This is a genomic window from Bacteroides luti, assembly GCF_900128905.1.
GTDB lineage: Bacteria > Bacteroidota > Bacteroidia > Bacteroidales > Bacteroidaceae > Bacteroides > Bacteroides luti.
Map to the genome: position 1 here is coordinate 251,641 of NZ_FQTV01000005.1, position 19,926 is coordinate 271,566.

Consider the following 19,926-nt stretch of genomic DNA (forward strand, 5'->3'; position numbering starts at 1 on the left):
TCTTCGATGTTTTCTATATCTTATTTATTGAGTTTCCACTCAAAACCCTCTTTTGTATCCTTGATTTCAAATCCTAAAGCGGTAAGCTCATTTCGAATCTTGTCGGCTGTTGCCCAATCTTTATTTGCTTTAGCCTGAATGCGCAATTCAAGAAGCATATCCACCACCTTATTATAGGTTTCTGTATTGCTTTGAGCTGCACTAGCTTCTTCTTTAAGTCCAAGAATATCGAACATAAAGAGGTGGAATACATCACTCAGTTCTTTCAAATCTTCTGTAGAAATAGTATTGTTTCCAGCCAGGATATTATTAATCATCTTAGTTGCGTCAAACAAATGAGAAATGACAATCGGTGAATTCATGTCATCATTCATTGCTTCATAACATTTAGTCCGAAGTGATTTAACGTCAACTGTAGATGTAGCGGCCGGAGTTATTTTCTTCAGATTGGCTACTGCTTCCATCAATCGCTGCAAGCCTTTCTCTGATGCCTGAAGAGCTTCATTGCTGAAGTCAACTGTACTTCTATAGTGAGCCTGAAGAATAAAGAAGCGAATGGTCATTGCACTGTACGCTTGTGTAAGTATTGGGTGAGATCCGTTGAAGAACTCATCCAAAGTAATGAAATTACCCAAAGACTTACCCATCTTTGTACCATTAATAGTAATCATATTGTTGTGCATCCAGTAATGAACAGTTTCTTTTCCCAGAGCAGCAACCGACTGAGCAATTTCGCATTCGTGATGAGGGAACAGTAAATCCATACCGCCACCGTGAATATCAAATTCTTCGCCCAGATATTTAGTACCCATTGCCGAGCATTCCATGTGCCAGCCTGGGAAACCTTCACTCCATTCAGAATGCCAGTGCATGATATGTTCCGGTGACGCTTTTTTCCATAAAGCAAAGTCAGCAGAGTTCTTTTTCTCGCTTTGTCCATCAAGTTCACGGGTGGTGCTAAGAAGCTCTTCCACATTTCTTCCGGAAAGTTTTCCGTAGTTATGATCCTTGCTGTATTTTTCAATATCAAAGTATACAGAACCTTCGCTTACATAAGCATATCCGGCATCCAGTATTTTTTGTACAAAATTCATTTGTTCAATGATATGTCCTGAAGCCATAGGCTCAATGCTGGGAGGAAGAACGTTTAAGGCTTCCATTGCATGATGGTAGCGGGTCAGATAATATTGAACAACTTCCATTGGCTCTAATTGCTCTAGGCGTGCTTTTTTTGCAATTTTATCTTCTCCTTCATCTGCATCATGTTCCAGATGGCCTACATCGGTAATGTTACGAACATAACGTACCTTGTATCCCAGATGTTTGAGGTAACGGAATAATAAATCAAATGTAATAGCCGGACGAGCATGTCCTAAATGTGCATCACCATATACGGTAGGACCACAAACATACATTCCTACATGAGGTTCTTTTAAAGGGACAAATAGTTCCTTCTTTCTATTTAATGTGTTGTAAATCGTCAATTGATGTTCCATAACTCATTTATTTTGAAAGCACAAATGTACAATAAATAATTTATGTGGCTATTCTATTTGATTACGTAAATTTTCTATTTCTGTTATCAAATTTTAAAAAGAAAGGAGTTTTAGATAAGAAAATGTGCATTTTAGCCCTTTTTTTTAATAAATCCTTATGTGTAATTCAAAAGATGGTTTAATTTTGCATCCTGATTTATTAAAAAATGGCTAACGACTCTGTATTTCTCATAGACATAGATAATGTGCTTCGCTCAAAAGCGCCGGGTAAGTTTAAGTATATCCCGCAATTTATCATTTCATACTTGAAAAGAATTGTTCATCAGGAAGAACTGAATGAATTTATGATAAGTGTGAAGGATAGGATAGGAGTAGATTTTCTGGAATCATCTATGGACTTTCTGGATGCAAAAGTTGATGTAAAAGGTGTTGAGAACCTTCCGGAAGAAGGTCTTTGTACATTTGTATCCAATCATCCTTTAGGTGGATTAGACGGTGTTGCAGTTGGGTATGTATTGGGTAAGCACTATAATGGAAAGATTAAATATCTGGTTAATGACCTTTTAATGAATCTTCATAATCTGGCACCGCTTTGTATTCCGGTAAACAAAACCGGTTCGCAGGCAAGGCAGTTCCCGGCAATGGTAGAGGCTGGCTTTGCATCCGATAACCACATGATAATGTTTCCTGCAGGAATGTGTTCGCGCAGACGTAATGGAGTAATTGCCGATCTTCCGTGGACAAAGACATTTATTGTAAAGAGTGTACAGATGCAGCGTGATGTGGTTCCAATGTATTTTGAAGGTCGGAATTCTGACTTCTTTTACAACCTGGCCAACATAAGGAAGAACCTCGGAGTGAAAGTAAATATTGAAATGCTTTATCTGGCAGATGAGATGTTTAAGAACAGACATAAAACATTTACCCTGATAATAGGAAAACCTATTCCCTGGAAAACTTTTGATAAATCAAAATCTCCGGCAGAATGGGCAGATTATGTAAGGGAGATTGTTTATAAGCTCAATACACAAAAAGAAAAAAACACAAAATAAATGGAAGATATAATAAAGCCGATCAGCAAAGAAGTTTTGAAGGCAGAACTTACAGATGATAAACGCTTGCGAATGACCAATAAAAGTAACAATTATATTTATATTGTTACGCATCAGGATTCTCCAAACGTAATGCTTGAAATTGGGCGTTTAAGAGAGATAGCCTTCCGTGCTGCCGGAGGAGGTTCGGGCCTTTCGGTAGATATCGATGAGTATGATACAATGGAAAATCCATATAAGCAATTGATTGTATGGAACCCTGAAGCTGAAGAAATACTTGGAGGTTATCGTTATATACTTGGTACAGATGTCAATTTTGACGAGAAAGGACATCCGATACTTGCTACTTCTCACATGTTTGACTTTTCCGAGAAGTTCATTAAAGAATATCTTCCCACTACAATAGAATTAGGACGATCTTTCGTAACGCTTGAGTATCAATCCACAAGGGCAGGAGCAAAGGGACTGTTTGCTCTGGATAATTTATGGGATGGGCTTGGAGCCTTGACTGTAATAATGCCAACTGTGAAATATTTCTTTGGTAAAGTTACCATGTATCCAAGTTTTCATCGTCATGGCAGAGACATGATCCTCTATTTCTTAAGAAAACATTTTGGTGATAAGGAAAACCTCATTACACCGATGAAACCATTGGAATTGGAAGCTGATGAGTCTGAACTTGCTAAGCTTTTTGACAAAGATGCCTTCAAGGAAGATTATAAGGTCCTGAATACAGAAGTTCGTAAGCTTGGCTATAACATTCCTCCTTTGGTAAATGCATATATGGGACTCTCTCCCACAATGAAAATGTTTGGAACAGCTATCAATTATGGCTTTGGAGATGTAGAAGAAACCGGTATTCTGATTGCTGTAGATGAGATTCTTGAAGATAAACGAATTCGTCATATTGATTCTTTTGCTAAAGAAAATCCTCAATCGTGCCTGATAACTTCTGGTGCCAATAAGATTATTTTTAAAGCCGACTAGTTATTTATAATAAATATAATAGATAAAAGGAGAGGGAAACCTTTCCTTTTTTATTTCCCTGTACAAAAGATTGCATTCTTCTGTACAAAACAATTAATTCCTCTGTACAAAAGAAAACAATCTTTTGTACAAGGTATCAACATGTATTGGTGAACTTTTATATTATTTCCAGTATATAGATCAATTTTATCAATCGGAGGATACAAAATAGCTGTCGGTTCTCTATTTTATTTTGTTGCTTATTAGTAGATTTAGAGCCATTATCTTATTAATTTAGAGAGGTTAATAGGTAATTTTAGATAAATTTGTTGTGTAGCGATGCTTCCCTCTATTAATAACTACTATCTTTGTATGTTTAGATGAGATTTTTACGTATTTTTGCGCCGCTTTTTAAAAAATAAAAAATGAAACATCAACACAAAGTACCCTTCGGAATGATGGGTATATTCTTAGCCATCGGAATTGTGTATGGAGATATCGGAACATCTCCTTTGTACGTAATGAAAGCTATTGTAAATGGCATGCCCGATGGATTGCGTGCAAGTCCGGATTATATCATTGGAGCAATTTCCTGTATTATATGGACATTGACTTTGCAAACAACCATCAAATATGTGGTTGTAACCCTTAGGGCAGATAACAAGGGTGAAGGAGGTATTCTTTCTTTGTTTGCCTTAATCCGAAAAAAATATCGTTGGGCATACGTTTTTGCTATGATTGGAGCAGCCACTCTGCTGGCCGATGGTATTATTACTCCCGCCATTACGGTCATATCTTCTGTGGAAGGATTAAACGCACTGGTTCCTTCAATACCCGTAATACCTGTCACTCTGGCAATTATTCTGGCACTTTTCCTCATTCAACCATTGGGCACAGCCCGTTTAGGAAAGCCATTTGGCCGGATTATGTTTTTATGGTTTACAATGATTGGAATTCTGGGTCTTTTAGCTTATTTCCAGTATCCTCTTATTATTAAAGCATTTAACCCGATCTATGCAATTAAGGTGTTAATAGAATCCCCGGATGCATTTATTATATTGGGTGCTGTATTTCTTTGTACTACCGGGGCCGAAGCTCTTTATTCCGACCTTGGTCACTGCGGATTGCACAACATTCGTGTATCCTGGGTTTATGTAAAACTAACCTTGATACTAAACTATTTGGGACAAGGTGCATGGATTATCAGTCACCCTGACAAGATTGTAACAGATATCAACCCGTTCTTTTCTATCATGCCGGGGTGGTTCTCATTTATCGGTGTTACAATGGCCACATTGGCAGCAATTATTGCCAGCCAGGCGTTGATAAGCGGCTCCTTTACAATTATCAGTGAAGCAATATCACTGGATTTGTGGCCAAATATCAAAATTAAATATCCTACAGAAGTAAAAGGGCAAATGTTTATACCTCAGGTGAACTATTCATTGATGATATTATGTACGCTGATAGTAATAGCATTTGGTTCATCTTCAAATATGGAAGCTGCTTACGGACTCTCCATTACCATTACGATGTTAATGACAACATTCTTGCTATTTATTTATTTCCAGTTAAAAGAAATATCGTTGTTTGTAAGCATTCCCTTAACTGCTTTCTTCGTTTCACTGGAAGGTAGTTTCTTTATAGCCAATATGTTTAAGTTTACTCATGGAGGTTGGGCAACATTGCTTATAGCCGGTTGCATATTTGCTATTATGTATGTGTGGTATAATGGCCGCCGTATAAAGAACCACTGTTCAACATACGAGCCTATTGCGCCTACTATTGAGTGTCTTCAAGAGATTACGGAAGATGAATCTATTCCTAAATTTGCTACTCACCTGGTATACGTTACCCGTGCTAAGTATCCCGATGAAATGGAGAGTAAAATCGTTTATTCTCTTATCAACAAACAGCCTAAGAGGGCAGATACATACTGGTTTGTATATCTTCACCGTAGTGATGAACCTTATCATTTTAAATATACCGTGAAAACTTTTGTACCTCAAAAGATGTTCCGGTTAGATATTTATTCTGGATTCAAGCAAGGTGTTCACATGGATAAGTTTATTCACCTTATCTGTAAAGAGATGGAAGAAACCGGTCAGGTTGATTTGTTAAGCCGATATCCGTCTTTAAGGGAAAGAAATATCGAGGGAGATTTCAGGTTTGTTGTGGTTGAACGAATTGCGCGTAATCTGCAGTTATCGGCAATCAAGAAAACACTTTTATTGCTCTATTACTTAATCAAGAAATGTTCTACATCCGATACTCAGATTCTGGATTTGGATCCATCTGTAGTAACATTGGAATATGTTCCATTAAAGAGCACTCCTCCTCTGGATAAAAAAGAAAACGTTTAAATATTAAACGTTCCAATTTTATAAATAGTCTGTCAGTGGTTATTATACCGCAGGCAGACTATTTCCTTTTATTTTCCTGTATAGATCTAGCGCATAAACGTCAGTCATGCCTGAAATGTAATCCAGTACTGCTTGTATTTTGCCGTAAAGAGTAGGAGCATTTACATTATACTGGTCCGACATTCTGTTAATTAGTAACTGAGAATAAGCCTTCTCGGGCGAAGTAACCGCAGCTATAAATAATTCAATCAATGTGCTTATAACGTTGAAACCAGCAAGTTCAATATCAAGCACATCTCCCGAACGATAGATCTTTTTAAAAGAAACAGCTTCACAATGTTCGTAAGCCTCTTTTGGCTTTTGAGATATATGCTTTATAAGGCTGCCATTGAAAGTTCCGGCTAATATTGAATCTTCGTTTTCAAGAAATACATTGGTGCATTCCTTTATAAGCAAACCAATTACAGACGAACGGAGATATGCAATTTGCTCATTGGTATCGCTAACAATTTTCATTGTCTCATTCATGTGAATCAGACGATCTTCCCCAAAGTATCCCATAAGCAGTTCTTTAGTCTCTTCGGTAGTCAGGATCTTTAATTTATGTGCATCCTCAATATCCATCATCTGATAGCAGATATCGTCTGCAGCTTCAACAAGATAAACTAACGGATGCCGTGCAAACTTAAGCGGATTCTCATTAAGGCAAATAATACCAAGTTCCGTTGCTATTCGTTTAAAATCTTCTTCTTCAGTGATAAAAAAGCCAAATTTAGATTTTTTCCCAGCCAGGCTCGATGAAAACGGATATTTTACTATGGAAGCAAGAGTTGAATAGGTCATCGCAAAGCCACCTTTTCGCCTTCCTTCAAATTGATGAGTCAGAAGTCGGAAAGCATTTGCGTTTCCTTCAAAATGAATAATGTCTTCCCATTCATTTGGTTCTAATTTCTCCTTTAGTTTTATGCCGTTTCCTTCGGAGAAATATGTTGAAATGGCCTTTTCTCCAGAGTGTCCGAAAGGAGGATTTCCAAGATCGTGAGCCATGCAGGCGGCAGAAACAATAGCACCAATCTCAGAGATATAAGAATCATGAAGATCGGGGTGTTTAGAAAGAAGTCCTTTCGCTACATCGTTACCCAATGAACGTCCTACACACGAAACTTCCAGGCTGTGCGTCAGTCTGTTGTGAACAAAGATGCTACCCGGAAGAGGGAAAACCTGCGTTTTGTTTTGCAGGCGACGGAAAGGAGCCGAAAAAACCAATCGGTCATAATCCCGCTGAAACTCAGAACGGTTTTCTTCCCGATGTTTGTGAAACTCTTCCATCCCAAAACGCTTAGCCGAAATCAAATCTCTCCAATTCATTCTTTATACTGTTTATTTACCTGCAAAAGTATAAAAAAGCCTTTAATAAAGCATTTAATTGAGACGAAATACGTATTTTCGCAAATCAAATGTATAACAACAGATTATGAAAGTACAAATTATAAATAAGTCGAAGCATCAGCTTCCGGCATACGAGACCAAATTATCGGCAGGAATGGATATTCGTGCCAATATTGATGAACCAATCACGTTAAAACCTTTAGCTAGATGTTTGGTCCCAACCGGACTTTACATTGCATTGCCAGAAGGTTTCGAAGCACAGATTCGTCCACGCAGCGGATTGGCCATAAAAAAAGGCGTTACAGTTCTCAATACTCCGGGAACCATCGATGCTGATTATCGCGGTGAAATCTGTATTATCCTGGTAAACTTGTCGGCCGATGATTTTGTCATTCAAGATGGTGAACGTGTGGCTCAAATGATCATTGCACGTCATGAACAACCCCAATGGGAACAGGTTGAAGTTTTGAGTGAAACAGAACGTGGAGCCGGAGGTTTTGGTCACACCGGTAAAAAGTAACTGGGTAGTAAATGCTTTGGTGAGACAACAATCACGACAGTAAAGTTTAATTTGATAAATATTAAAATAAGAAATGGTTGCACTAACTGATTTTTCTCAAACATACAGACTAAAGCCGATTATCGCAGGTTTAGCTTCGTGGCATATTGGAGCATTGTCAGCTTTGCTGTTTTTCTCTTCCTGTGGTACATCGACGAAAACAGTCCAAAATACGAAAGAGTCTCCGGCAATAACAGTTGCAACCCAATTATCTCCCGAATTACAGAGAAAATACGATTACTATTTTCTTGAAGCAACCCGTCAGAAATCAAAAGGCGAATACGCTCAGGCATTTGAACTTTTCCAGCATTGTTTATCTATTGATCCAAATGCTGCATCCTCTCTTTCAGAAATATCACAGTTCTATTTCTTCCTCAAGCAGCCCGAAAAAGGACTGGCTTGCATAGAAAAGGCTGTAGAAAATGCCCCTGGTAATTACTGGTACAACCAGACCCTTGCATCAATCTATCAGCAACAAGGAAAGAGTGAGAAAGCCGTCGAAGCATTCGAAAGAATGACCACGCAATTTCCTGATCGTCAGGAACCCATCATGGCTTTGATTGATTTATATAACCAGTCAAAGGATTATGCTAAAGTAGTTAAAGCGCTTGATCTTTTAGAAAAGAAAAGCGGAAAGACCGAGCAGATTAGTATGGAGAAATTCCGTATGTATTTGTTGATGGAGGACAACAAAAAAGCATTCAATGAAATAGAAAGTCTTGCCAACGAATATCCTAACGATATGCGATATTTGTGTGTGTTGGGCGATGTTTATTTGAATAACGGAAAACCAAAAGAAGCATACGCTACTTATCAGAAAGTGCTGGAAACAGAACCTGGAAACACACAAGTACTTGTTTCCTTAGCCAGTTACTATCAACAAACGGGACAGTTGGATAAGTATGAACAGCAAGTAGATTCTGTGCTGCTTAATAAGAAAGTGGAAAGTGATATCAAAGCAGACATCATGCGTCAGATGATTGCAAAGTCTCAGCAAACAGGAAAAGACAGCACCCGGATTATTCCTCTATTCAATAGAATGATGGAAGGTGAACAGGAAGATGCACAGATACCCATGTTGTATGTTCAGTATCTTCTGTCCAAAGGAATGGATAAAGAGTCGGAACCAATCTTGAAACAAATAATTGAATTAGAACCTGAAAATACTCCGGCACGCTTGCAACTGCTAAGCTATGCAATAAAAAGAAACGATTTTCAGGAGGCTATTAAAATTTGCGAACCGGCTATTGAAATAACTCCCGAGTCTCTGGAATTTTATTACTACCTGGGACTTTCATATTATCAGGCAGAACGTATAGACGATGCATTGGGTACTTTTAAGAAAGGTGTTCAGCACGTAAACGATAAAAGTGATAAAAAAATAGTTTCCGACTTTTATAGTATGATGGGAGACATTTACCATACTAAAAAGCAGATAAATTTAGCTTACGCTGCCTATGATTCGTCTTTGGTTTATAATCCCGATAATAATGGTGCACTGAATAACTATGCTTATTATCTTTCTGTGGAAAAGAAAGACCTTGATAAAGCCGAAGAGATGAGTTATAAAACAATAAAGGCAGAGCCCGATAACAATACATATCTCGATACTTATGCATGGATACTTTTTATTAAAAAGAAATACACCGAAGCCAAAGTCTACATGGACGATGCCATGAAAAAAGGAGGCGATAAAAGTGAAGTGGTTGTTGAACATTGCGGAGATGTATACTATATGAACGGGCTGAAAGAAGATGCGTTGAAATATTGGATAAAGTCCCGTGAAATGGGGAACAAATCAGAGGTATTAAAGAAGAAAATAGAACAAAAGAAATATATTGCAGAATGAGAAAAAGTGCTTTGAAGTGCCGTTGTAAGAAAACGACAATACTAGGATTCAGTGTTATTTGTTTAGTATTGGCTTTATCCGCTTGTAAGTCCGCAAAGAGTATAAGCAAACCTGCTGCTGCAGTCACAGAGAATCTGGATTATCTGGGAAGTGTAGCAAACAACACTCCTTCGATAACCAATTTTTCGTCGAAAATGAAATTAACCATTAACTCTAATGGTAAAGACATATCTGTAAACGGAACAATCCGCATGAAGAAGAATGAAGTTATTCAAATGTCGATCGTTCCTTTCCTTGGCATTGAAGCCGGAAGAGTTGAGTTTACGCCTACTAAAGTATTGATTATCGACCGGATTAATAAGCAATACGTAGAAGAACCTATTTCTGAGCTTACAACAATGGCTAATACAGATATGGACTTCTATACTTTACAGGCTCTTTTCACCAATGCACTTTTTGTTCCGGGAAAGAAGGAGATAAATAATGATCTGTTGTCGGAGTTTACTGTCAATACCAGTGTTGATAACAAGACAATGGAAATACAGAAAAAATCAAAAGGCTTCTTATACAGTTTCTCTGCTACCCCAAATACAGGGCAGTTGCTTGAAAGCTCAATATCTACCATTTCGGCTCCTTATCAGCTAAACTGGAAGTATTCAGACTTTCAGCCATTTGGACTTAAAAGTTTTCCATCTCGCATGGATATCTCTTTTGAAGGCGGAAAGAAACCATTTTCTGCGGAAATAGACCTTTCCAAACTGACAGAGAATGGAGATTGGGAATACCCTACAACTGTCTCTTCAAAATATAAAAAGATGGATTTCAACGATTTATTAAAAGTATTATTAGGATTATGAAGCGTCTCTTATTCTTATTGATGAGCTTTCTCCTCATAACGGCTCTTCCGGCTCAGACAAATAAAAAAATAAAGCAGCTTGAAAGCAAGAGAAGTGTGCTTCAGAAAGAAATATCAAAAAAAGAATCTCTTTTAAAGACTACAAAAAAAGATGTAGGTAGTCAGCTAAGGAGCTTAAATACACTTACCGGACAAATTGAAGATAGAAAAAGATACATAAAGGTGATAGAAGGAGATGTGCAGTCCATTGATCAGGAAGTAACATCCCTTTCTCAGCAACTGCGTAATCTGGAACTCGATTTGCTCGATAAAAAGAGGAAATATGCTTCTTCCGTTCAGTATCTCTATAAGAATAAAACCATTGAAGAGAAACTGATGTTTATATTTTCTGCTAAGTCTTTAAGTGAAACCTATCGCCGTCTTCGTTATGTAAGAGAGTATGCAACTTATCAGCGAATACAAGGACAGGAAATTCTTAAAAGACAAGCCCAGATAGGTACAAAGAAGAACGAGGTTGAACAGGTAAAAGTTGCAAAAGTGAACCTTCTTTCTCAAGGCGAACAAGAAAAGAAAAGACTTGAAGAGCAGGAACAGCAGAAGAAAGTTATGGTTTCTGATCTCCAGAAAAAGCAAAAAGGATTGCAATCAGAGATTGCTAAACATAGAAGAGAAGCTAATCAGCTGAATGCGCAGATTGACCGTTTAATCAATATTGAAATAGAAAAGGCCCGCAAACGTGCGGAAGAGAGGGCTAGAAAAGAAGCTGCTGCTGCCGAAGCACGTCGTAAAGCAGAAGCAGCTGCCGAGGCACGTAGAAAGGCTGAAGCTGCAGAAGAGGCAAGACGCAGAGCTGCTTCAGAAAGCAAATCGGAAAGAACGGAAAAAAGCAGCAGGGTTGCAAAAGCAGAAAAACCAGAAAAAGTAGAGAAGGTTGAAACCAGAGAAAGAGAAAAGGTAGCTCCGGCACCAGTCTTTTCAATGGACAGCTCTGACAGACAGCTTTCGGATAACTTTGAACGCAACAGAGGATCTTTGCCTTCACCTATTACCGGTCCACATCTTATTGTGAGTCATTATGGCCAGTATGCAGTAGAAGGACTGAGAAATGTGAAATTAGATAATAAGGGAATTGACATACAAGGACAACCCGGAGCATTGGCACGTTCTATCTTTAATGGAGAAGTGGCGGTTGTATTCCAGGTAAACGGACTGATGAATGTTATCATTCGTCATGGTAGCTATATCTCTGTATATTGTAACCTGTCATCAGCTTCAGTAAGCAAAGGGCAAAAGGTTAGCACAAGACAAACAATTGGTAGAGTTTACTCCGATCCATCGGATGGAGATCGTACAATCTTACACTTCCAGTTGCGTAAAGAAACATCCAAACTGAACCCGGAAGCATGGATTAGCAGATAATACAAGATGAAAGAACTTATAAAGAACAGCGCTACTCTGCTTTCTGCAAACGCAATCTCACAAGGGATTGCGTTTGCAGTTTTGCCGGTTATTGCTCGTCTTTATTCGCCCGATGAATTGGGCATTTTGGCATTGTTTCTTGGTATAGAAGGGCTATTATCAGTTATTGCAAACGGAAAGTATGATTCGGCTATTGTTTTATCGAAAAGCAAATCAATGGCAGCCAACACCTTTAATCTTTGCTTTTTGATAAATGCTGTTTTTTCATTACTCATCCTTATTGTTTTATTATTAGGTTCGCACCAAATTTTAAGTATACTCCATTATGAAAGTCTGGAAGGAGTAATCTACTATTTACCTTTCTTTGTTTTTATAGTGGCCTTCGCTCAGGCATCTATCTTTTGGTTTAATTACAATAAACGATTTGCTTTAACAGCAAGATATACTTTGTGGCAAGGACTTATTAATAATGGATTGAAAGTGGGCTCCGGTTTCCTGAAAGCCGGACTTATGGGACTCGTTTGGGCCAATTTATCGAGCCATTTCATCTCCATATTAAGTTGTTTCACCCGAAAAGAAACATGGAATCAACTCTTTCATTTTAATAAAAAAGAGATTCTGGTAGCAGCTTCAGAGCATCGCAAATTTCCTTTATATACATTGCCTCACACGTTTATTAATATGGTTTCTGGGAATCTGCCCATACTGCTCTTGTCCGGTTACTTTGGAATGGCGGAGATCGGGCTGTTTTCAATGGGAATTACAATCGGATTCAGACCAATAAACTTGTTAAGCACTTCACTTGATCAAGTTATTTCGCAAAGCATGGCGGAAAGGATCAATAAGCTGGAACCTATTTGGACTAATTTAATTCAGTCAATTAAAAAGATTCTTCTCATAGTTACTCCACTCTTTATACTCGCGTTTTTCCTTTCCCCGTTAGTTCTCAGATACTTTTTAGGAGAAAGATGGGAACAATCGGCTTTGTATATTCAGATAATGATACCCTGGCTAATAATTTCTTTGTTTACTGCCTCCTTATCATCTATTCCACCTATTTTTGGCAAACAACGAATAGCCTTGATAATAGAGATAATCTATATTGTAGCTCGTCTTATTTCCTTAATTATAGGTATTTATATCCAAAACTTTGTCTGGGCAATTATTTTGTTTAGTTTTGTCTCTGCTGTTGTCTTAATGGCGCAATTAACCTGGTATCTGCTATTGGTGAAAAAGTATGAGCAATCCCTTAAAACCATATAGAATTCTGCAGCTTCCTTCCTGGTATCTTCCGGAAGGCGGAGAGTTTTGTAGAGATCAATCTCTATTCCTTAAAAGAAAAGGTTTGGAGGTTCATATTCTAGCAAACGTTGCTTTGCCTTGGAAGAAGTATAAATTAAAGGCTTTGACCTTTCCATGGCACTCTTTTGAATCAATGGAAGATGGGTTGCTAACGTTCCGTTATTACTATAGACGAATACCAAAACTGGATAAAGCAAATATACTTGCATGGAGCAAACAAACAATGAATTTGTTCGATGAATACGTTAAAATATACGGTAAACCAGACTTGATACATGCTCATAGCTGCATGTGGGGTGGTTATGCTGCCTATCTTATAAAACAAAAGTATGATATTCCTTATGTGATAACAGAGCATCGAGGTAGATTTGGCTTGCGTTCTACATTGGCAAAAGAAGGCTTTATTCCAATTTATAAACCATTTTTGGAAAAAGGCTTTTCGAATGCATCTTATGTTATTCCTGTCTCTCAACAGCTGATTGATAAGATTAAAGAGTTTTTGCTGAAGGAAGTTCCTATTCAGGTGATCTCAAATATTCTGGATACAGATTTCTTTCATTATCTTCCTCGTGAACGGACAGATAATTTTACCTTTATTACAGTAAATAGTTTCTCTCAGCCCAAAGGATACGATATCCTTTTACCTGCATTTGATCGTCTATGCAATAATATTCCGAATGTTATGTTAGTTATTGTTGGAGATAATTTCGAAGATAAAACTTTTCAGAAGATATTATCCGGATGCATGCACAGAGACCGAATTGTTTTTACCGGATGGAATGATTCAAGAGGTGTACTCTCTGAACTTCAGAATGCCGATTCTTTTGTTTTGGCAAGTAGAGTTGAAGCACAATCAATAGCTGTTCTTGAAGCTATGAGCACCGGATTGCCTGTTGTTTGTACAGAGGTTGTTCCCGAAGCTATTGTTACTCCTAAAGAAGGATATAGAGTGCCGGTGGAAGACGTAGTAGCTTTGGCTGATGCGATGAAAACGATGATTTTTAACAGAGATAAGTTTGATTACAAAGCAATCTCTGCTCATGTAAATTCTGTGTCAGGCCCTGATGTAGTGACAGAACAACTGATTTCTATTTACGAAAAAGTTCTTTATACAAAGAAATAACAGATAGAATATGCAAGAAGTAATATCATATAGCAGCGACAGGATTTGCTTTACACTGAAGCGAAATAATAACCGTGCATGGTTTTCTGCCGATGGAATCTGCGCAAAAGGATATCTTTTTGCACCTGATGGCTCTTTTTATCAGGATAAAGAATTGCTGAATTACTTTTCGGATGTAGAATCAGAAGATCTTTTTGCAAAAAAGATAAAAGAGGCAAACGGCTGTTTTGCTGTTTTGATAAAACACAAAAAAACGGTTTGGGCAGCAGTAGACAGAGTGCGTTCATTCCCTGTTTTTTATACCTGTGTAGATGGAAAGGTTTATATAACCGATGATATTAATAACCTTGCCGGAGTTACTTCTTTTGTTATAGACAAAGAACGGAAAGATGAATTTGCTTTTCTTGGATATACAACCGGGAAGTCTACTTTACTAAAAGACATTTGCCAGATTCAGGCGGGCGAATATATTGTTGTGGACAGTAAGTCTGTCTATTCTGTAATATATCATTCATTGATCGGTGAAATCGATAAAAACAGAGAGTATGATGTTTGGAAATCAGGATTGAAAAAGATAATATCCAATGTTGGGAAACGTCTGGTTTATCTATTAGATGGTCGTCCGGTGGCAATTCCATTAAGCGGAGGATATGACTCACGGCTGATAGCTTATTTGCTCTATAAAGAGAAATATGAACGTGTTTTGTGCTTCACCTATGGTAAACCTGTAGATAATGCAGAGCTTAAGCACTCTAAGGAAGTGGCAAACCGCCTTGGTTTTGAGTGGTTGTTTATTGACTACATGAAGCATGGCGATAACAGGTATATTTATGATCCTCAGTTCCTCGGTTATCGCAGCTATATCACGCAATTCTCGTCCTGCTATTTCTATCAGGAGTATCCGGCAATTCAGTATCTTATCAAGGAGAAAAAAATATCTTCTGATACAATTTTCCTTCCCGGACATGGTGGAGATTTTATAGCAGGTAGTCATCTTCGTCCGTTTATGCGCAATTATAGTGATAGAAAACAAATTGCAACCGATCTGTTTAATACGCACTTTCAAGGAAAAGATGCAGCTTTGGCAGAGCGAAAAAATATAATGTTATCTCTTACCAGTCAGTTGAATGAATTTAGTTCTCAATCAGTCTCATTTCAAGAGATAGAAAACTGGGATCAGAAAGAGAGACAAGCTAAATATATAGTCAATTCATCGAAGATTTGGGAGTATTTTGGATTTAGTTATTGCCTGCCTTTGTTTGATGCTGAGCTGATGGATTATTTCTCTTCAATGCCTTTCGACTATAAGTTGGGTAAAAAGTTGTATGACGAAGTATTACAAGAGCTTTTTGCAGAGGAAGGCATTGCATTTGAAGACGATTTCTGTCTGGCTAAAGCCTTTCATCCGTTTCTGTATGCATTAAAAAATATAATAAAGCGATATATCCCTTTCATTAAAGGCAAGCGAAACTTATGGAAATTCGATTCTGTGGGATTTCAATACATGATGGGAGCATTGATGCAAGAGCTCCATGAAAAGGGAATGGATAAAGATTTGCGAAGTTTTAATGGAGCAACATTTGCCTGGTACTTACTGCAGTTAGAGAGAGAATATAGTGTAAAGTAGTTTTTTACTTTTTATAGATTTTAAAAAGCAACTTAAACACTCTTGAATAGTACTTCTCAATTAAGAAATAAGACTTTTGCATGGTTGCAAACTGTCTGTAAGAGTTCTCAACTCCTTCAATCATCCCCCCTTCAAAATCGAAACTCTTTGTTTTATTGACCAGAAACTTAATAGCTTCCCATATTACCAGTGTAGATGCCCCCGAAGATGCATGTTTAGGCGATATGGAATACAGCAGCGTATAAGCAGATGCTTTGTCCCAAACCACTAAAAGGCATGAATGAGTTTCGCCCTCATCGTCTTTAATGGCAAATATCTGTCCGGCATTGTTGTTTTGGGCAGCCTTGTAAATCCGTTGAAACAGCTCGTATGAATAACTAATCACCTCGCCACGCTCTTGCAATGATTGTTTATGATGGCTGTAAAACTCATCAGGCCTCATATCCAAGGAAAGATGCAATTTATCCTCACACTTCCTTACTTGCCTTTGTTTGGCCGGACTAAACCTGCTAAAAACCTTTTCGGGATTACCAATGCTGTTAATCGCATAAGTATATCGGGTAGTCTCTTTGTAGCCATGCCAGTAAAACGGAAGCCAATTGGTAATGCTCATGTGAAAGCATTGCTGATAAAAAGATAATCCAAGCTGCTCCAGCTGCTTTATCAGCTTATTGAAAACCCTTTTCTCGTAGGAAATACGTTCATAGTCTGCGGTAACCTGCTTTTTTCTTATCCAGATGCCGTTATATTGCGTAAGCTGTGGCTGAACAATACAGCGAAAACCAAGTTTCTTTCTTAGATGATAAGGCAATGCTCCAACAATTTGCCCCTTTTCTTCGACTAAAAGAACATCCCATTCATCCAGGCACACAGCATCCATCCACCAATCCTGGCAGAAGAGAGGAATGCTGTTTTCTTCTTTGCATAGATCCCGGTATTGTTCTTTTGCACTCATTCTCTTTTAAATATTAAGTCCGTCGAGCAACTTAAGATATATTTCAATAGCTTCTTCAATTTCGCTTATAAGAATATATTCATCTGCAGTATGTGAGCGAGATGATTTTCCCGGCCCCATTTTCACACTAGGGAAAGGCATCAATGCCTGATCGGAAAGAGTAGGAGATCCAAACGGATTTCTTCCCATTTTAACGGCACGTTTCACGATAGGATGATCCTCCGATATGCGCGATGAATTGAGGCGGAAAGAGCGGGCCTTAACGTCGCTTTTCACGTTTTTCCTAATCGTGTTGTATAAATCCTCGTTGGAGTAAAGTTCGTTACTGCGAATATCCACCACAAAAGAGCATCTGTCCGGAATCACATTGTGTTGAGTTCCGGCATTAATCTGAGTAACACTCATCTTAACCGGTCCAAGCATTGGCGATTCCTTTTCAAATTTGAAATCCTTAAACCAACTGATATCATCAAGAGCCTTATAAATGGCATTTACCCCTTCGTTGCGAGCAGCATGTCCGGCCTTTCCATAACTCACCACATCAAGAACCATTAGTCCCTTTTCAGCGATGGCCGGGTGCATTTCTGTAGGTTCCCCCACAATTCCCAGAGTAATAGGCGGAAGTTCAGAGAGCACACTTTCTATCCCTTCTTTTCCGGAAACCTCTTCTTCGCAGGAAGCCACGAAAATAAGGTTATAACTCTGTTCCGTTTTAGACAATTCCTGATAAACCTGAAAAAGCGTAACCACACTTGCCCCTGCATCATTACTACCCAATCCGTACAGTTTCCCGTTTTCTTCAGTCGGTGAAAAGGGGTCTTTTCGCCATCCATTAACCGGTTTAACCGTGTCTATATGCGAATTAAGCAATATCGTAGGTTTTCTTAAGTCGAACATAGGAGCAACACAAATAATGTTGTTCCCTTTTCTTCTAGTCTCAATTCCGATGGATTCTATGTAGTTTTGAAGATAATCGGCAACAGCTTCTTCTTCCCTGCTGAAAGAAGGGATAGAAATAAGAGACTTTAGTAAGCCTACCGCTTCAGATAAAAGATATTCTGTATTCATTAAATTTAGCTTTTTGAAACACAAATATACGTATAATTATGATTTGTATAAATGTTTTCGTCAGTTTAAGATTCCTGAAGTATAAATTAGTATCTCATTGACCAGATATTAGCAAAAACAAAAGGTTGCCTTTTTTCAAACATGTACATGTTTGAACCCAATCATGTACATGATTGCACCCGAACATGTACATGTTCGTTTCAACCTCCCGCCAATAAATGATTAATATTTGCCGGGAGCTGCCTTAAACTGCTTCCAGTTGACTACTACTGTTCCTAAGCCTATAATCAGTTGACTTACTAATTTATTAATTCATAGACGGGTTGACTTCTTTAGTGCATTAAACCGATTACGGATAATCGGTAATTTTCTCAATCGCCTGCTGAATTTGTTTTCGCTATTTTGTATAGTGTTGAATATCAGATCAATTTATTTTGTGGGGGTGGACAGGGTGGAGAGAAATTGTTCTTTTTTCGTTCTGAGAAATCTAATTTCAATAATTCCGCAAATTGCTGAATTATTGAAATTTATTTTCTGGAAACCGAAAAAGCTCTTTTTTACTCCACCCTCTCCACCCTTTATGCAGCTTATCCTACTAGCCAATTTTGTATTCATTTGATTACTAGAAGTATAATTTTTAGTAGGTGGCAGATCCTATGTTTGCAATAAATATGCTGAAGTGAAAAAATAAGAAGCATAAGCTAAGAGTATTTTTTATATTTGAGGTACCAAACTTAAACATTCAAATATTCAAAGCTTATGCGTACACAAAGTAACAAAGTAAATTTCAATGGAGAAAATATTTATGTTGGAATTGATGTTCATCTAAAGAGTTGGGCAGTGACAATCTACACAGAACATTTACATCATAAGACTTTTAGTCAGCCACCAGTTCCCATATTATTATGGAAATATCTGGATGAAAATTTTCCTGGTGGTAATTACTATTCTGCTTATGAAGCCGGATTCTGTGGATTTCATATTCACTTTGAACTGGAAAAGTTGAATATAAAAAACATAGTAGTCAATCCCGCTGACATACCGACTAGTCAAAAGGAACATGTGCATAAGAATGATTCTTACGATAGCAAGAAAATAGCCCGTTCTCTGAGAGCAAAAGAACTCACCGGAATACATATTCCATTGATTGAGACCTTAGAAAATCGTTCTTTTGTCCGTTCTCGAGAAATGTTGGTCAAGGATCTGGTTCGTTTCAAACAGCGAATAAAGTCTTTTCTTTATTTTTATGGAATAGCTTATCCTCCTGAATTTGAAAAGTCATCTTGTCATTGGTCAAAACGCTTTCTTAAATGGTTAAAAGAAATATCTCTAAATACGCAAAATGGAAATGAAGCATTATCCCTATTAATAAGAGAAGTAGAACAACAGCGCCTTCTTTTATTAGAAGTGAATAAGAAAATTCATAGCTTGGCTATTTCTGATAAATATATTAAAGAGATGGAATTAATAAGAAGTGTTCCCGGAATAGGCTTGATTACAGGACTTACTTTTCTATTGGAAATAGAAAATATAGAACGTTTTTCTAACACGGACAAGCTAGCCTGTTTTGTAGGAATAATACCAACTTGTCATTCGAGTGGAGAAACAAGCAACAATGGAGAAATGACTTTTAGAGGGCAAATTCATTTAAAGAAAGGTCTGATTGAAAGTGCTTGGGTTGCTTCAAGAATAGATCCAGCTCTGACGCATAGTTTTATTAAGCTTTGCAAAAGAATGGAACCCAATAAAGCAATCATACGAATTGCAAGAAAATTGTTAAACAGAATATATTACACTCTAAAAAAGAAACATAAATACGAATATGGAATGGTTAAATAATAATATCCATATAAAACCTATATAAAGAGTGACCGCTAGCCACCTCTTGCAGCTATGCCTGCT

General features: G+C 37.7%; 15 protein-coding genes. 11 read left to right on the plus strand and 4 right to left on the minus strand.

The annotated features are described in order from the left end of the window. Window positions 1-20: 20 nt before the first annotated feature. Window positions 21-1,496: a cysteine--tRNA ligase gene (gene cysS, locus BUC21_RS06670; protein WP_073400482.1), complete on the minus strand. Its 1,476-nt coding sequence runs from the start codon at window positions 1,494-1,496 to the stop codon at window positions 21-23. A 206-nt stretch (window positions 1,497-1,702) separates the two neighbouring features. Between cysS and BUC21_RS06675 the strand changes: the two genes are divergently transcribed. The 3 genes from BUC21_RS06675 (at window position 1,703) to BUC21_RS06685 (ending at window position 5,877) form a co-directional block, all read left to right on the plus strand. Further along, the gene (locus BUC21_RS06675; protein ID WP_073400484.1) at window positions 1,703-2,548 is read left to right on the plus strand and encodes a lyso-glycine lipid O-acyltransferase GlsA; all 846 of its coding nucleotides are present in this window, start codon (window positions 1,703-1,705) and stop codon (window positions 2,546-2,548) included. After that, on the plus strand, window positions 2,549-3,535 hold the full coding sequence (locus BUC21_RS06680) for a glycine N(alpha)-acyltransferase GlsB (RefSeq protein WP_073400486.1): 987 nt from the start codon (window positions 2,549-2,551) through the stop codon (window positions 3,533-3,535). Between the two features lie 404 nt (window positions 3,536-3,939). Further along, window positions 3,940-5,877, plus strand: coding sequence for a KUP/HAK/KT family potassium transporter (locus BUC21_RS06685; RefSeq protein WP_073400489.1), 1,938 nt, complete (start codon window positions 3,940-3,942; stop codon window positions 5,875-5,877). A gap of 42 nt (window positions 5,878-5,919) precedes the next feature. Here BUC21_RS06685 and BUC21_RS06690 read toward each other — a convergent pair whose 3' ends face one another. Further along, window positions 5,920-7,245 carry a deoxyguanosinetriphosphate triphosphohydrolase gene (locus BUC21_RS06690; protein ID WP_073400491.1) on the minus strand — a complete coding sequence of 442 codons (1,326 nt, stop codon included), beginning with the start codon at window positions 7,243-7,245 and terminating at the stop codon, window positions 5,920-5,922. A gap of 106 nt (window positions 7,246-7,351) precedes the next feature. On the opposite strand from BUC21_RS06690, the gene dut reads away from it, so the two are divergent. The 7 genes from dut to BUC21_RS06725 all read left to right on the plus strand — a co-directional run bounded on the left by dut (window position 7,352) and on the right by BUC21_RS06725 (window position 16,001). Further along, window positions 7,352-7,786, plus strand: a complete 435-nt coding sequence (dut, locus tag BUC21_RS06695; protein WP_073400493.1) for a dUTP diphosphatase — start codon at window positions 7,352-7,354, stop codon at window positions 7,784-7,786. Window positions 7,787-7,859: 73 nt separating this feature from the next. Further along, window positions 7,860-9,674: a tetratricopeptide repeat protein gene (locus BUC21_RS06700; RefSeq protein ID WP_083547624.1), complete on the plus strand. Its 1,815-nt coding sequence runs from the start codon at window positions 7,860-7,862 to the stop codon at window positions 9,672-9,674. Continuing rightward, the gene (locus BUC21_RS06705; RefSeq protein ID WP_073400495.1) at window positions 9,671-10,531 is read left to right on the plus strand and encodes a lipoprotein insertase outer membrane protein LolB1; all 861 of its coding nucleotides are present in this window, start codon (window positions 9,671-9,673) and stop codon (window positions 10,529-10,531) included. The genes BUC21_RS06700 and BUC21_RS06705 overlap by 4 nt, the downstream gene beginning before the upstream one ends. Next, a complete protein-coding gene (locus BUC21_RS06710) occupies window positions 10,528-11,949 on the plus strand; it encodes a murein hydrolase activator EnvC family protein (RefSeq protein WP_073400497.1) in 1,422 nt (473 codons plus the stop codon). The genes BUC21_RS06705 and BUC21_RS06710 overlap by 4 nt, the downstream gene beginning before the upstream one ends. A 6-nt stretch (window positions 11,950-11,955) precedes the next feature. After that, a complete protein-coding gene (locus BUC21_RS06715) occupies window positions 11,956-13,212 on the plus strand; it encodes an oligosaccharide flippase family protein (protein WP_073400499.1) in 1,257 nt (418 codons plus the stop codon). Further along, window positions 13,187-14,374 (plus strand): glycosyltransferase, encoded by a 1,188-nt coding sequence (locus BUC21_RS06720; RefSeq protein WP_073400501.1) that lies wholly within the window; start codon window positions 13,187-13,189, stop codon window positions 14,372-14,374. The genes BUC21_RS06715 and BUC21_RS06720 overlap by 26 nt, the downstream gene beginning before the upstream one ends. A gap of 10 nt (window positions 14,375-14,384) precedes the next feature. Further along, on the plus strand, window positions 14,385-16,001 hold the full coding sequence (locus tag BUC21_RS06725) for an asparagine synthase C-terminal domain-containing protein (RefSeq protein ID WP_073400503.1): 1,617 nt from the start codon (window positions 14,385-14,387) through the stop codon (window positions 15,999-16,001). Window positions 16,002-16,005: 4 nt separating this feature from the next. On the opposite strand, the gene BUC21_RS06730 is transcribed toward BUC21_RS06725, so the two are convergent. Both BUC21_RS06730 and BUC21_RS06735 read right to left on the minus strand, forming a co-directional pair. Continuing rightward, entirely contained in the window at window positions 16,006-16,956 is a 951-nt protein-coding gene (locus BUC21_RS06730; RefSeq protein WP_073400505.1) for a GNAT family N-acetyltransferase, read from the minus strand. A gap of 6 nt (window positions 16,957-16,962) precedes the next feature. Continuing rightward, window positions 16,963-18,024: a M20 family metallo-hydrolase gene (locus BUC21_RS06735; protein ID WP_073400507.1), complete on the minus strand. Its 1,062-nt coding sequence runs from the start codon at window positions 18,022-18,024 to the stop codon at window positions 16,963-16,965. A 759-nt stretch (window positions 18,025-18,783) separates the two neighbouring features. Here BUC21_RS06735 and BUC21_RS06745 point away from each other — a divergent pair. Then, window positions 18,784-19,863 (plus strand): IS110 family RNA-guided transposase, encoded by a 1,080-nt coding sequence (locus BUC21_RS06745; protein ID WP_073400511.1) that lies wholly within the window; start codon window positions 18,784-18,786, stop codon window positions 19,861-19,863. Window positions 19,864-19,926 lie beyond the last annotated feature (63 nt).

Bases quoted from the DNA above. Each gene is read 5' to 3' on its own strand.
- BUC21_RS06715 (WP_073400499.1), top strand. From the start codon at position 11,956: ATGAAAGAACTTATAAAGAACAGCGCTACTCTGCTTTCTGCAAACGCA.
- BUC21_RS06735 (WP_073400507.1), bottom strand. From the start codon at position 18,024: ATGAATACAGAATATCTTTTATCTGAAGCGGTAGGCTTACTAAAGTCT.
- BUC21_RS06710 (WP_073400497.1), top strand. From the start codon at position 10,528: ATGAAGCGTCTCTTATTCTTATTGATGAGCTTTCTCCTCATAACGGCT.
- BUC21_RS06700 (WP_083547624.1), top strand. From the start codon at position 7,860: ATGGTTGCACTAACTGATTTTTCTCAAACATACAGACTAAAGCCGATT.
- cysS (WP_073400482.1), bottom strand. From the start codon at position 1,496: ATGGAACATCAATTGACGATTTACAACACATTAAATAGAAAGAAGGAA.
- BUC21_RS06730 (WP_073400505.1), bottom strand. From the start codon at position 16,956: ATGAGTGCAAAAGAACAATACCGGGATCTATGCAAAGAAGAAAACAGC.
- BUC21_RS06690 (WP_073400491.1), bottom strand. From the start codon at position 7,245: ATGAATTGGAGAGATTTGATTTCGGCTAAGCGTTTTGGGATGGAAGAG.
- BUC21_RS06725 (WP_073400503.1), top strand. From the start codon at position 14,385: ATGCAAGAAGTAATATCATATAGCAGCGACAGGATTTGCTTTACACTG.
- BUC21_RS06720 (WP_073400501.1), top strand. From the start codon at position 13,187: ATGAGCAATCCCTTAAAACCATATAGAATTCTGCAGCTTCCTTCCTGG.
- BUC21_RS06685 (WP_073400489.1), top strand. From the start codon at position 3,940: ATGAAACATCAACACAAAGTACCCTTCGGAATGATGGGTATATTCTTA.
- dut (WP_073400493.1), top strand. From the start codon at position 7,352: ATGAAAGTACAAATTATAAATAAGTCGAAGCATCAGCTTCCGGCATAC.
- BUC21_RS06705 (WP_073400495.1), top strand. From the start codon at position 9,671: ATGAGAAAAAGTGCTTTGAAGTGCCGTTGTAAGAAAACGACAATACTA.
- BUC21_RS06680 (WP_073400486.1), top strand. From the start codon at position 2,549: ATGGAAGATATAATAAAGCCGATCAGCAAAGAAGTTTTGAAGGCAGAA.
- BUC21_RS06745 (WP_073400511.1), top strand. From the start codon at position 18,784: ATGCGTACACAAAGTAACAAAGTAAATTTCAATGGAGAAAATATTTAT.
- BUC21_RS06675 (WP_073400484.1), top strand. From the start codon at position 1,703: ATGGCTAACGACTCTGTATTTCTCATAGACATAGATAATGTGCTTCGC.